Annotated in this window: 13 protein-coding genes; 9 read left to right on the top strand and 4 right to left on the bottom strand. The window is 67.7% G+C overall.

All coding sequences use genetic code 11. The annotated features are described in order from the left end of the window. Positions 1–12 precede the first annotated feature (12 nt). From ACX40P_RS12245 to ACX40P_RS12235, 3 genes are all read right to left on the bottom strand, one after another. Positions 13–621 carry a PEPxxWA-CTERM sorting domain-containing protein gene (locus ACX40P_RS12245; RefSeq protein ID WP_459126611.1) on the bottom strand — a complete coding sequence of 203 codons (609 nt, stop codon included), beginning with the start codon at positions 619–621 and terminating at the stop codon, positions 13–15. 118 nt (positions 622–739) lie between these two features. Beyond that, positions 740–1489 carry a WecB/TagA/CpsF family glycosyltransferase gene (locus tag ACX40P_RS12240; protein WP_459126610.1) on the bottom strand — a complete coding sequence of 250 codons (750 nt, stop codon included), beginning with the start codon at positions 1487–1489 and terminating at the stop codon, positions 740–742. Next, the gene (locus ACX40P_RS12235; protein WP_459126609.1) at positions 1486–3063 is read right to left on the bottom strand and encodes a tetratricopeptide repeat protein; all 1578 of its coding nucleotides are present in this window, start codon (positions 3061–3063) and stop codon (positions 1486–1488) included. Before ACX40P_RS12235 ends, ACX40P_RS12240 begins: the two co-directional genes overlap by 4 nt. Before the next feature lie 105 nt (positions 3064–3168). Here ACX40P_RS12235 and ACX40P_RS12230 point away from each other — a divergent pair, with 105 nt between their 5' ends. The 9 genes from ACX40P_RS12230 (at position 3169) to ACX40P_RS12190 (ending at position 11230) form a co-directional block, all read left to right on the top strand. Continuing rightward, positions 3169–3801 carry a polysaccharide biosynthesis/export family protein gene (locus tag ACX40P_RS12230; protein WP_459126608.1) on the top strand — a complete coding sequence of 211 codons (633 nt, stop codon included), beginning with the start codon at positions 3169–3171 and terminating at the stop codon, positions 3799–3801. Positions 3802–3849: 48 nt separating this feature from the next. Beyond that, the gene (locus tag ACX40P_RS12225; protein ID WP_459126607.1) at positions 3850–5082 is read left to right on the top strand and encodes a hypothetical protein; all 1233 of its coding nucleotides are present in this window, start codon (positions 3850–3852) and stop codon (positions 5080–5082) included. Then, entirely contained in the window at positions 5079–6545 is a 1467-nt protein-coding gene (locus tag ACX40P_RS12220; RefSeq protein WP_459126606.1) for a Wzz/FepE/Etk N-terminal domain-containing protein, read from the top strand. Before ACX40P_RS12225 ends, ACX40P_RS12220 begins: the two co-directional genes overlap by 4 nt. Beyond that, positions 6542–7378, top strand: a complete 837-nt coding sequence (locus ACX40P_RS12215) for a CpsD/CapB family tyrosine-protein kinase (RefSeq protein ID WP_459126605.1) — start codon at positions 6542–6544, stop codon at positions 7376–7378. Before ACX40P_RS12220 ends, ACX40P_RS12215 begins: the two co-directional genes overlap by 4 nt. 31 nt (positions 7379–7409) lie before the next feature. Continuing rightward, entirely contained in the window at positions 7410–8426 is a 1017-nt protein-coding gene (gene xrtV, locus ACX40P_RS12210; protein ID WP_459126604.1) for an exosortase V, read from the top strand. Then, positions 8426–9148 (top strand): exosortase-associated protein EpsI, V-type, encoded by a 723-nt coding sequence (gene epsI / locus ACX40P_RS12205; RefSeq protein ID WP_459126603.1) that lies wholly within the window; start codon positions 8426–8428, stop codon positions 9146–9148. The genes xrtV and epsI overlap by 1 nt, the downstream gene beginning before the upstream one ends. Positions 9149–9194: 46 nt before the next feature. Beyond that, positions 9195–10067, top strand: a complete 873-nt coding sequence (locus ACX40P_RS12200) for a SurA N-terminal domain-containing protein (RefSeq protein ID WP_459126602.1) — start codon at positions 9195–9197, stop codon at positions 10065–10067. Positions 10068–10147: 80 nt separating this feature from the next. Beyond that, a complete protein-coding gene (locus tag ACX40P_RS12195) occupies positions 10148–10900 on the top strand; it encodes an acyltransferase family protein (RefSeq protein ID WP_459126601.1) in 753 nt (250 codons plus the stop codon). Positions 10901–10924: 24 nt separating this feature from the next. Then, positions 10925–11230, top strand: coding sequence for a hypothetical protein (locus ACX40P_RS12190; RefSeq protein WP_459126600.1), 306 nt, complete (start codon positions 10925–10927; stop codon positions 11228–11230). A 38-nt stretch (positions 11231–11268) separates the two neighbouring features. Here ACX40P_RS12190 and ACX40P_RS12185 read toward each other — a convergent pair whose 3' ends face one another. Beyond that, positions 11269–12570: a UDP-glucose dehydrogenase family protein gene (locus ACX40P_RS12185; RefSeq protein ID WP_459126599.1), complete on the bottom strand. Its 1302-nt coding sequence runs from the start codon at positions 12568–12570 to the stop codon at positions 11269–11271. Between the last annotated feature and the right edge of the window lie 44 nt (positions 12571–12614).

The following is a 12614-nucleotide window of genomic DNA, read 5'->3' as shown; positions in this document are numbered from 1 at the left end:
TAGTGCTTGGGATCAGCCGAAGCTGACAGACACCTTGCGGCGGCGGCGCAGCGCACCGCCCAGGGCACCGAAGCCGATCGTCAGCATCGCCCAGCTCGACGGCTCGGGCACGCCGGCAACCGCGGTGTCGCGGACCGACACGTCGTCGAGCAGGAAATAACCCGGATCGTTGCGGAAGGTGAAGCGCAGCTCGCTCTGCGCGCTCTTCGCGGTCAGATCGAAGAGGATGTTGGTGTAGGGGAACGCCTCAAAATCATACAGCGCGGCCAGTTCCTCGCCGCCGAAGCTGATGCTCGCTTGGTTCGGCAGGGTGGAACCGTTGCCACCGCCGATGTTCGCCAGCCAGATGCTGATCTGGTAGGTCTGGCCGACGACGGTGTTGAGCGTCTGGAAGATCCCGCCCGTCGTCGTGACCGGTCCAAAGGCGGCCTGCGACTGACCGGCATGCGGCACCGTCCCGCTGATCGTGCCGGTTACACCGGTGCCGCCGAAGTTGCCGAATTGGGTCCAGCCGTTGAAGTTGCCCGTTTCGAACCCGCCGTTGGTGACGAGTTCGGCGGCGGTGGCCGGCATGGCGGCGACGGTCATGCTCAGCGCGGCGGCGATGGCGAAGGTCTTCATGTCGTACCCCTTGTCCCTGTTGGCGTCTTGTTGCTTGGCCATATGGGGCATGAGGGCAAATGGTTAACGTTTCGTTACTGCCAGTCTCGTTACGGGACAAACACTTACAAAGTGTTTCTCAGCGGTTCCGCCAGCGATGCCAGATCGCGAAGATACGCGGTCCCTCGACCAGATAGCGCCGCCACAACCGCCGGGGTTCGCTGGCCAGGCGATACGCCCATTCCATTCCGATCCGCTGTAGCGCGATCGGCGCGCGGCGCTTGGCGCCGGTCAGGAATTCGATCGACGCGCCGATGCACAAGCCGACGCCGCGCGCACGCCCGCGGCGTTGCAGCTGGTGCGCGACGATCTCGCTCTGCGGTGCGCCGATCGCAAACAGGACCAGCGCGGCGTCGCTCGCTTCGACCTGTTCGACGATCGCGCGCTGCTTGGCGGGATCGCGCGCCACGCCCATCGGCGGTTGATGATGCGTCACCTCCGCACCCGCCAACTGCTCCGCGAGCCAGGCCGCATCAACAGCACTGCCCCCGACGAGCAGCACGCGCGTCCCCGCCGGCAGCCCGCCCTCGATCAACAGGCGGGTCAGGTCGCTGCCCGGCACCACCGGCAGGGTCAGCCCCGACAGCGACGCCAGTTTCGCGAGGATGCGGCTGTCGTTCACGCGCAGGTCGGCGTCCGCCACCGCATCGGCGAAGGCGCCGCGCATTCCTTCGCCGTGCAAGCGGACGAGGTGATCGACGTTGGGCGTGACGAGATAGGCGAACCGGTTCCCCGCCATCGCCCGGCGCACCCACGCCAGCGTCTCAACCAACCCGACGTCGGCGAAATGGACGTCGAGGAAGTCGATCTCCCCTATGGACACGCTCACCGCCAGCTGTTGCCGAGCAGCGGGTTGGCCCGGCGCTGACCCGGCGGCAGGTCGATCGCATAGGTTCGACGCGCGGTCGCCTCGCCCGCCTTGGCCTCGGCGACGCAGGACGCGCGACTAGCGCGGGCGCAAGCGACCTGCAGCAGGCGCCAGCCGCTGACCTTGGCCGGCGCGCGCTGGGTCAGGCGGCGCGCGACGTCGGCCGCCTCCCCCACCGCGCCGTTCGCGGCCAGCCAGCTGGCGTAGCGCGCGACGATCGGCGTCGACAGCGGCTGCACGCGAATGCCCTCCAGGAACGCGCGGCGCACCGCGATGTCGTCGTTGCGGGCGGCATAGGACCGCGCGAGCAGTTCATAGCCGTCGCCGCCCAGGCACTCGCTCGCCATCCGTTGCGCGGCGACGACCGCTTCGGTCGGCCGGTTGCGGCGCAACGCACCGTTGGCGCGGACGGCCAGCGCGTCGCAATTGGTCTGGTCGCGCGCCAGCACGGCCTCGGCGGCGGGCAACGCCCCGGCATCGCCACCCGCATCCGCGATCCGCGCGCGCAGGCCGTTCGCTTCCTCGCCCGGAAGGTCGGCGGTCAGCGTAGACGCCGTTCTCGCATCGCCCGCAGTCAGATAATAGCGCGCGACCGCCAGCCGCGCCGCCGGCGGGCCGTCGTTCACCAGCGTGGTGACCTGCGTGTCGTCCAGCGGGCGCGGGTCATATTCCTCCCACAGGTCGATCAGCCGCGTGACCGCCTCGTCGCTGGTGCCGTTCTTGGTCAGCAGCGACCAGCCGAGCCCGCGCGCGCCATCGCGGTCGCCGGTCTTGTAGGCGATGTTGGCCTCGTCCAGCGTCAGGTCGATGTTGTTCGGCACGAGTTCGGCCAACCGGGCATATTGCTCGCGCATCAGCGTCAGGTCGCCGGCATCGCGCGCATTCTCCAGCAGCGCAGTGGCAATCATGCGGGTCGCGCCATTCTCCTTCGCCGCCTCGCGCAAAAGGGCCAGCGCCTCGGCCGCGCGGCCGGTCTGCGACATTGTCCGCGCCTTCAGCACCAAGCCGGGCTCGCTCTTCGGATCGGACTCGCGCATGCGGTCCGCCGCCTTTTCCGCGGCGGCGAAATCGCGGCGGTTCAGCGCCTGCACGCCCCGGACCAGCAGGGCGGGAATGTTGCCGGGATTGCCCGCGAGGATGCGGTCGGTCGCCATGCGCGAATCCGCCTCGTTGCCGATCGAGGCGCCGATCTGCGACACCGCCTGCAACGCCTCCGCGTTGTTCGGATCGATCGCGAGCGCCAGGTTGTAGGCGTCGAAGGCGGCGCCGGCGTCGCCCATCTGATATTTAATCCGGCCGTCGAGCAGGATGATGTCGAGCTGGTCGTCGCGCAGCGCCAGTGCGCGCGCCACCGCATTGCGCGCGGCGGGCAGGTTGCCGGCGTCGAGCAGGTTCTGCGCGGTCTGTGCTTCGGCCAGCGCCTTCTGAGTCTTGTCCGAACATCCCGTCAGCGTGGTGGCGATCACGGCGGCGACGATGGCACCGCGGCCCAGCCGACGAGAGATGGTGCAGAGTTTTAACTGGAAATACAGCATTGGAATGCTAATAGCGCGACTGGTAAATCAGTCGAGCACTACGGAGTCATTATTTTGTACGCATGCTTGACGTTTCGTCGTCCCGTCAATGGACGCTTCGGTCGTATGATCCTCGCCACGCTCGCGCTCGGCACGAGCGGGGTCGCCGTGGCGCAGACCGCGCCCGCCCCCGCCACCAACGCTCCGACGATCAGTTCGCCCGCCGCCAGCGCCCCGGCGACCGCGGCGCAGGCGACCTATGTCATCAACGCCGGTGACGAACTCGACATCTACGTCTGGGGCGAAGAGCGGTTGCAGCGCACGCTGCGCGTCCTGCCCGACGGCACCATCGCCTTCCCGCTGGTCGGCCAGCTGCGTGTCCAGGGCCTGCTGCCCCAGGCGGTCGAGCGCCAGATCAGCGAGCGACTGAAGGCGCAGTATCGCGGCGACGTGCCCAACGTCACCGTCTCGGTGCGCAGCCCGTCGGGCCTGCAGTTCTCGGTGATGGGCAAGGTGCGCGCGCCCAGCACGTTCACGCCCGGGCGATACATCAACGTGCTCGACGCGATCAGCCTGGCCGGCGGACCCGCCGAGTTCGCCAATCTCGACAACGTCTCGATCATCCGTCGCCAAGGCGACAAGCTGGTGACCTTGCAGGCGCGGCTCGGGTCGCTGTTCCGCGGCGGCGTGTCGAGCAACGACATCGGTCGCGCGAACATCGTCACGCTGATGCCCGGCGACATCGTCATCGTACCATAGGTTTTGGCGCAGCACTGCGCCGTGGGGGAGTATAATATGCGCGGTCGAATGGTTCGGCTTGCCGAATGCTGTGCGGGCGCCGTCTTCGCCTTCGCCGCCCCCGGCATCCTGACGGCACAAACCGTCCAGACGGGCATGACGGTCTCCGGCGGCGTGACCGCGGAGACGAATCCGTACAACGAGGCGGGCACGTCCGGCGTGTCGGTCGCGGCGACGGCGGAGCTTCGCCCCCGGCTGCGCTATCGGACTGAGAGCACGACGATCGATCTGGCCGGCTCCGCGCAGTTCCGCCAGTTCCTCCGCCGCTACGGGCTGGAGGACAATTACGGCGCGACGTCGGACATCATCTCGCGCATCTCGGAGAATGCCACGCTGCGCGCACGCGCCGGCTACGGTTACAACCAGGGCGGGTTCGGCGGCTTCGGCCGACCGACGCTGTCGGCGGGCGATCCGCTGGTCAACACGCCCGACTTCGTGCTGCCCGACGTGCCCTTCATCCCGACCGACGTGACGATCCTGGGCCAGCGCACCCGCGTGTCCTCGTTCGACGCGAACACCGGGATCGACTATCGCCTGTCGCAGCGCACGCAGGTGTCGATCGATGCGGGCGCCCGCACGATGCGCTTCGGCGGGCCGTTCCTCAGCGACTTCAATTCGCTGAGCACGCAGGCGCGCGTCAACCGCGTGCTGGATGAGCGTACCTCGGTCGGCGTCATCGGCAGCTTCGCGAAGAGCGACTTCCTGCGCACCCGCATCGGCGATTCGGAAACGGTTTCCGCGCTGCTGGCGCTCGACACGCGCGTCGCCGCCCGCTGGACCATCTCGGCATCGGCCGGCATCGCGCGCACCAGCCTTCAGCAGGGCGTGGGCCAGCCCGATATCAGCTTCTCGTCGCTGACGACCAATATCCAGGCCTGCTCGCAGGGCGAGTTCTCGCGCTTCTGCCTGAACGCACAGCGCAGCCCGCAGCCGGCAGCCAACGGCGACGTGCGTATTTCGGACACCATCGGCGCCGATTATTCCTATCGCCTGTCGCCCGGCAGCCAGATCAGCGTCGGCGGTAACTATGCCCGCACCGGGCGCGGTCGCGTGGTCGCCGCCAACCTTCAGCCGCCACTCGACTTCGCCGGCGCGTTCGCGCGCTACGACCGGCGGCTGACCGAGAATATGACTTTCTTCACCTCCGCCAACTATTCCAAAATCTTCGGTTCGACTCAGCCGCGACGCGCGAACGCCGGCATCGCCGTCGGCATCCAGCTGGGCCTTGGAGCATTGAAGTGAACGATTATTACGACGATCAGGCCCAGCCGCAGGCCAGCGGCGGCGGGTTCATCGCCCAGCTGCCGTCGATCATCTGGCAGCGCAAATGGTTCCTCATCATCCCCGCCATCCTGGGGGTGATCGCCGCCGCCGTCGCGGTCGTCCTGCTGCCGCGCCAGTACGACTCGACCGCCACCCTGCTCGTCCAGTCGCCCACGCTGCCCAACGACGTGATCGGCACGGCCAGCGACAGCGACGTCATCAACCGTCGCATCGAGGCGCTGCGCCAGCAGGTCATCAGCCGGCCCAAGCTGCTCGCGCTGATCGAGACCAACCAGCTCTATGCGAAGGAGCGCGCGAACAAGCCGCTGTCGCAGATTATCGAGACGATGCGCGACAATATCGCGCTGACGTCGATCGATGCCGACCTGAACACGTCGAAGCCCGAAGATCGCACGATCGCGTTCAAGCTGAACTTCCGCTACGGCGAGCCGGTGAAGGCGCAGGCCATCGCGCAGACGCTGATGGAACAGATCGTCGATCTGAATTCGTCGTCGGACGTCGCATCGGCCAGCCAGACCGTCCAGTTCCTGACCGAACAGGGCAACACGCTGAAGAGCGACATCAACGATCTCGAGGGCCAGGTGTCGGGTCTGAACGCGCGCTACGGCGGCATCCTGTCGCGCTCGGGCGCACCGATCGTGTCGGGCGGCGGCGGTTACGACGTGCAGATCGCCGATCTAACGCGGTCGAACCAGATGCTGCAGATGCAGCGCCAGAACCTGACCACCGCCGACGAGCGCGATCCGGTCGTCGTCAATGCCGAAACCGCGCTGGCCGCGGCGCGTGCGACCTATTCGGAATCGCACCCCGACGTGAAGCTCGCCCGCCAGCGGCTGGCCGAGGCCAAGCAGCTCGCCGCGCAGAACGTGCGCAAGGTGCCCGTCGACAACATCGCCGAGCAGATCGCGTTCAACAATCGCCAGATCGCCGAACTGCGCGCCGCCAAGAACCGCGACCAGTCGCAGGCGGCCGCGGCCATCGCGTCGCAATCGCGGGCGCCCGTCGTGCAGCAGGAAGCGGGCCAACTCCAGCAGAAGCTCGAGGGCCTCTACAAGCAGTATGACGCCGTATCGCAGCGGCTGATGACCGCGCAGGCCGGTGCGCGCGCCGCCAACGAACAGCTCGGCGAACGTCTGGTCGTCGTCGATCCGCCGGTCGTGCCCGACAAGCCCGCGTCCCCCGATCGCCTGCTCATCATGGGCGCAGGCATCGCCGGCGGCCTCGGCCTCGGCCTCCTGCTCGCGCTGGCGGTAGAGATGTTCCTGCGGCCGATCCGCACGCCGGGCCGCGTAGCGCAGATCACGGGTGCGCCGACGCTCGCGCTGGTGCCCTTCATCGAGCCGCTGGCGGGTGCCAAGCCGTCGTTGCTGCGCCGGATCTTCCGCAACCCGTTCCGTCGTCGCAAGGCGGCCGTCGCATGACCGATCGCCACGCCGCCCTTCGCCAGACCGCCCCCGCGTCGCCAGCCTCGAACGGTAACCTTTCCATGGCCCAATCCGCCCCGCCTCTCATCACGCCGTCGACGGCAGTGCGCAGCCTGGAGATGTCGAAGCGCGAGCTGGACGAGCGGCGCATCGTCGGCTTTCACAGCCGCGACGCGCGGTCCCGCCCCTATCACCTGCTGCGCACGCAGATCGCCAAGATCATGGCGCGCAACAACTGGCGGATGATCGGCGTGACCAGTGCGACGCCGGCGGCGGGCAAGACCTTCACCTCGGTCAATTTGGCCGCAGCGATCGCGCCGACGGCGCAGTCGACGGTCGTGCTCTGCGACCTCGACCTGCGACGCGGGTCGATTGCCGAGATGATGCACATCGTGCCTGAGCCCGGTCTGACCGACTATCTCGAGGAGCGGATCGACGATCCGCTCGACACCGCGCTGCGCGTCAACGACACCCAGTTGGTGGTCATCCCGACCATCGCCAGCGGCAAGTCGTCGAGCGAGCTGATCGCGTCGCCGCGCTTCGGTTCGCTGATGGCAGGTATGCGCGCGATGGCGCCCGACACGCGCATCGTCTGCGATCTGCCGCCCGTCTTCGCCAGCGACGACACGATGCTGTGCATGCAGTATCTCGACGCCTATCTGCTGGTCGTCGACCACGGCATCTCGACCGCGAGCCAGGTCGAAGAGGCGGTTCGCCTGCTCGATCCCGTGCCCTGCATCGGCACCGTGCTAAACCGCTACAAGGGCGGCTTCGCCGATCCCTATGGCTATGGCTATGGCGACACCTACGGCATGAAGACCTACGCATGATATTTCTGCCGCAGCATGTCCGGTTGAAGCGATGACCGACATCGTCACCCATCCCGGCGACCGCACGCCCGATCATGACGAGCCGGTGCCGCTGGAGTCCGCCCCGGCCGCGCCGCCGGCACCGCGCGTCGCGACGCAGGAGCCTGCGCGCGCGAAGCCGGGCGTGAGGCCGCACATGCGCCTCTCGTGGCTGGCGCTGGCGATCTTCGTGATTGGTGCGGCGTGCGTCGCCGTCCCGACGATGATGATGGTCGCGCGCGAAAGCTGGTCGACCGAACAGGGCGCCCACGGGCCCCTCGTCCTGCTGACCGGCATCTGGCTGCTCAGCCGCGCGTGGAAGGATGCCGGCCCCGTCGCGCCGCCGCCGGTGTGGCGCGCCGTCGCGATCCTGCTGCCGATGGTCGCGCTGTTCGTCCTGGCCCGCATCTCGCAGATCATCGAGATCGAGGGCTTCGTGATGTACGGCGTGCTGCTCGCCGGCGCCTATGCGGTGGTCGGCAGCGGCGTGCTGCGCCGCCTCGCCTTCCCGCTCGGCTATCTGATCTTCGTGTTCCCGCCGCCCGAAACGGTCGTCTACGCGCTCACGCTGCCGATGAAGATCGTCATCACCAAGGCGGCGGTCGGCCTGCTCGCGCTCGTCGGCTATCCGATCGGCTACAGCGGCGTGTGGATCCAGGTCGCGCAATATCAGCTGCTTGTCGCCGCCGCCTGTTCGGGCCTCAACTCGATCATCTCGCTGTCGGTGCTGGCGACCTTCTACATCTACATCCGCCATGCCGGCGACCGGCTGCGGATGCTGACGCTGGCGCTGTTCATCGTGCCGGTGGCGATGGCCGCGAACTTCGTTCGCGTGCTGATCCTGATCCTGCTGACCTATCATGCCGGCGAAGCGACCGCGCAGGGCTTCCTGCACAATTTCGCAGGCATGACGATGTTCGCCGCCGCGCTGTTCATCCTGTTCGCGATCGACTCCGCGGTGGGTCCGATCATCGACCGCTGGCGCAGCCGCCGTGCGGATGCGAAGCGTACGGCCGGGGGGGCCGCCTGATGACCACCGACGCTCTTCCGCTCCCGTCCGACGACGCCCGCTCGGGTCCGGTGCTCGACCGGCGCGCCTTCGTCGTCGGCGGCGTGTTCGCCGCGGCGGCCGGTGCCGCCGTGTTGCGCCTGCCGCAGCCGGTCGCGCCGCCGATCCCCAAGGACAAGTTCGCCAATCTGCTGCCGAACCGCGTGGGCGAATGGACGTTCCAGCAGTCCAGCGGCCTTGTCCTCCCGCCGGAGGATGCGCTGTCGGATCGTCTATACGACAATCTCGGCACGCGCGTGTACACCAATCCGGCGGGCCAGGTGATGATGTTCCTGGTCGCTTACAAGAACTTCCAGAACGGCGTTCTCCAGATCCATCGCCCGGAAATCTGCTATCCCGCGGGCGGCTACGCCCTGTCGCCGACGCTGCCGACGACGCTGCAGATCGGCCCGAACGAATCGATTCCCGCCAGCGCCTTTTCCGCGACCAGCAACGCGCGCAGCGAACAAGTGCTCTACTGGACCCGAATCGGCGATCGCTTCCCGGTGTCGTGGGCCGAGCAGCGCCTGGCGGTGCTCCGCTCGAACCTCAAGCAGATCAATCCGGACGGCATGCTCGCGCGCGTGTCGATGGCCAACGACGATATGGCCGCCAGCCGCCCGCAGATGATCGCGTTCATTTCCCAGTTGCGTGCGGTTTCGCCGCCGCTGCTGCGCCGCGTCCTGTTCGGACCGCTGGCCTGACCCCCGCCCATCCATCTATCTTCCGCGAATGAAGGGACACTCGCACATGCTTCGTTCTTCCGATCCGACCCGCGCACGTCGCGCCGGTCTGCTTCTCGCCGTCGCCGGCGGCGCGCTCCTGCTGGCCGGCTGTAATTCAGAGCCGACCGGCCAGGTCGTCGCCAAGGTCAATGGCGAGGAGGTCACGCTGACCGAGCTCAACGCCGTGCTTTCGCAGGCGAACGTGCCCGAGAACGCCGACAAGAAGCTGCTCCAGCGCCAGGCGCTCGAACAGGTGGTCGAGCGCAAGCTGCTCGCCGACGTCGCGCGCAAGGACGGCATCGACCAGACGCCGGACTTCATCGTGCGCCGCGACCAGCTCGAGGACAATCTGCTCGTCCAAATGATGTCGCAGAAGCTGGCCCGCTCGATGAAGACGCCCGCCGCGGCCGACATCGCCAAGTTCGAAGCGTCGAACCCCGGCATGTTCGCCGAGCGCGCCATCCTGACTGTCGACCAGATCCGTTTCCCGACGCCCAAGGGCGACGCGTATCTGAAGGAGCTGGGTGCGGCCAAGACGATGACCGAAGTCGTCGCCGCGCTGGACAAGCTGGGCGTGAAGTATGCCCGCGGTTCGACCGACATCGACACCGCGCAGATCCCGAAGCCGACGCTGGACCAGATCCGCAAGGTGCCCGCGGGCGAGCCGTTCGTCATTCCGCTCGGCAACCTCGTCACGGTCAGCCTCATCACCGGTTCGAAGCCCGCCCCCTTCTCGGGCGAGCAGGCGAACCAGGCCGCCGCCAACGCCACGCGCAACACGATGCTCGGCGAGCAGCTGCAGCAGCGCCTGAAGACCGCGCGCGCCGAAGCGAAGATCGAGTATCAGCCGGGCTACGCACCGCCTGCCGCGCCCAAGGGCGCGCCGGCTGCCAAGTAAGTCTGTCATCGACGCCTGTCGCCGCCGTTCGTTACGGTGGCGACAGGACGTTAACCTTGTTCGGGTAGCCATCGGACGTCATGACCGCTGCTTCGCCGACGGGTAATCACCCGCACGTCACCATTCCCGCGCTGGACGGCTTTCGCACGATCGCGATCATCGTCGTCCTGTGTTCGCACGTCGGCCTGAAGCACGTCGTGCCGGGCCAGTTCGGGGTGACGCTGTTCTTCTTCCTGAGCGGCTATCTCATCACTACGCTGCTGCGGCGCGAGATCGACCGCACCGGCCGTGTCAGCCTGCGCCGCTTCTACCTGCGCCGCACGGTACGCATCCTGCCGCCGATGTATCTGACGATCCTGTTCTTCCTCGCGCTGTCGGCGCTCGGGCTGCTGTGGCCGATCCGCCTCGCCGGCCTGCCCTTCGATATCGCGTTCCTCAGCAACCATGTCTCGCGCAGCGGCATGCCGATCGGCCTGTGGTCGCTGGCGGTCGAGGAGCATTTCTACCTCGCCTTCCCGCTGCTGCTGGCGGCACTGGCGCGGCGCATGAGCTTCCGCCGATGCGCCGCGGTGTGCCTCGGCCTGTGCGGCGTCGTGCTGGTGGTGCGCGTCTGGCAGGCGCAGGATGCCGCGAACCTGCGCGAGATCGCGGTGTGGACGCACACGCGCGTCGATTCGATCCTGTTCGGCGCGATCCTGGCGCTGTGGAACAACCCGGTGTCGGACCGCGAGAATATCTTGCCGATCGGCACCCGGGGCTATGTGCTTGCCGCCCTGTTGCTGCTGCCCAGCTTCGCGATCCGGGACGAGGTCTTCCGCCAGACCCTGCGCTAGACGCTGCAGGGCATCGGCCTGTTGGTGTTGTTCAACACCGCGATCCGCGATCGGGGGATGATAGCGCGGCTGCTCGACAATATCGCGACCCGGCTGATCGCGCGCTGGTCGTACACGTTGTATCTCGTCCACCGCGGGCTGATCGTCGCGATGACGGGCAGCCTGGATGCGCGCCCAAGCCTCGCGACGGCGGCGGCGGTGCTGCTCGCGGTCGGCTATGCGATGTTGATGTGGCGCTTCGTCGAAAAGCCGCTGGGGGCCTGGCGGCAGCGCCGGGAGCGCGAGATGGCGGAGCGCGAGCTTCAGCCGCGCTACGCACCGGTCGCCTGAAGCCGCCCGCGCGCCCAAGGGGAGCGCGGGGCCGTTCCTCACCGCCCGACGGCGGTGTATTCGAAGCCTTCCGCCTCGACGAGATCGCGCGGATAGACATTGCGCAGGTCGACGAAGATCGGCTGCGTCAGCAGCGACTTCACCCGCCGGAAATCGAGCGAGCGGAACGCATCCCATTCCGTCAGCAGCACCAGCGCGTCGGCACCCTGCATCGCATCGTACGGCCCGGTGCAATAGACGACGTCGTCCAGCACCTTCTTCGCCTGCTCATGCCCCTCGGGATCGAACGCGCGCACGGTGGCGCCGCCGTCCTGCAGCGTCTGGATGACGGCGATCGCCGGCGAATCGCGCATGTCGTCGGTGTTCGGCTTGAACGTCAGGCCCAGCACCGCGACCGTCTTGCCGCGCACGTCGCCGCCCATCGCCGCGATCACCTTGCGGCCCATTGCGCGCTTGCGGTTGTCGTTCACCGCGACCACCGCCTCCACGATGCGCTGCGGCGCCTCATGATCCTGCGCGGTCTTCAGCAGCGCGAGCGTGTCCTTCGGGAAGCACGACCCGCCATAGCCGGGACCGGCATGCAGGAACTTGTCGCCGATGCGGCCGTCCAAGCCGATGCCGCGCGCCACGTCCTGCACGTTCGCGCCGACGCGCTCGCAAAGGTCGGCGATCTCGTTGATGAAAGTGATCTTGGTCGCCAGGAACGCGTTGCCGGCGTATTTCGTCAGCTCCGCGGCGCGGCGGCTCATCTCCACGATCGGCGACTTGTTGAGGTACAGCGGGCGGTAGACCTGCCGCATGACGGCCAGACCGCGCGGGTCGTCGCTGCCGATGACGATGCGGTCGGGCCGCTTGAAATCGTCGATCGCCGCGCCCTCGCGCAGGAATTCGGGGTTGGAGACGACCGCGAAGTCGGCATCCGGATTGGCGTTGCGGATGATCCGCTCGACCTCGTCGCCCGTCCCCACCGGCACGGTCGACTTGTTCACCACCACCGTGAAGCGCGTCATCGCGCGCGCGATCTCCGCGGCCGCGCCATGGACGTAGCTCAGGTCGGCATGACCGTCGCCACGCCGCGCCGGGGTGCCGACCGCGATGAACACCGCGTCGGCATCGCTCACGGCCTCGGGCAGGTCGGTGGTGAAGCTCAGCCGCCCGCCGCGCACGTTGCGCGCGACCAGATCGTCGAGGCCCGGCTCGTAGATCGGCATGATCCCGGCCAGCAGACGCTCGATCTTCGACGCATCCTTGTCGACGCACACCACTTCATGCCCGAAATCGGCGAAGCAGGTGCCCGATACCAGGCCGACATAGCCCGATCCGATGATGGTGATGCGCAAGCGGAGGATCCTTTTCGACGTATGTGCGGCGCCTGTACGACCTG

The sequence above is a fragment of the Sphingomonas sp. RS2018 genome, from assembly GCF_054489605.1.
This window is presented reverse-complemented; position numbering and strand designations above follow the sequence as displayed.

What these genes read in the sequence shown, in the direction of transcription:
- ACX40P_RS12245 (WP_459126611.1), bottom strand. Translation starts at nt 621, where the DNA reads ATGAAGACCTTCGCCATCGCCGCCGCGCTGAGCATGACCGTCGCCGCC.
- ACX40P_RS12235 (WP_459126609.1), bottom strand. Translation starts at nt 3,063, where the DNA reads ATGCTGTATTTCCAGTTAAAACTCTGCACCATCTCTCGTCGGCTGGGC.
- ACX40P_RS12230 (WP_459126608.1), top strand. Translation starts at nt 3,169, where the DNA reads ATGATCCTCGCCACGCTCGCGCTCGGCACGAGCGGGGTCGCCGTGGCG.
- ACX40P_RS12225 (WP_459126607.1), top strand. Translation starts at nt 3,850, where the DNA reads ATGGTTCGGCTTGCCGAATGCTGTGCGGGCGCCGTCTTCGCCTTCGCC.
- ACX40P_RS12215 (WP_459126605.1), top strand. Translation starts at nt 6,542, where the DNA reads ATGACCGATCGCCACGCCGCCCTTCGCCAGACCGCCCCCGCGTCGCCA.
- xrtV (WP_459126604.1), top strand. Translation starts at nt 7,410, where the DNA reads ATGACCGACATCGTCACCCATCCCGGCGACCGCACGCCCGATCATGAC.
- epsI (WP_459126603.1), top strand. Translation starts at nt 8,426, where the DNA reads ATGACCACCGACGCTCTTCCGCTCCCGTCCGACGACGCCCGCTCGGGT.
- ACX40P_RS12200 (WP_459126602.1), top strand. Translation starts at nt 9,195, where the DNA reads ATGCTTCGTTCTTCCGATCCGACCCGCGCACGTCGCGCCGGTCTGCTT.
- ACX40P_RS12195 (WP_459126601.1), top strand. Translation starts at nt 10,148, where the DNA reads ATGACCGCTGCTTCGCCGACGGGTAATCACCCGCACGTCACCATTCCC.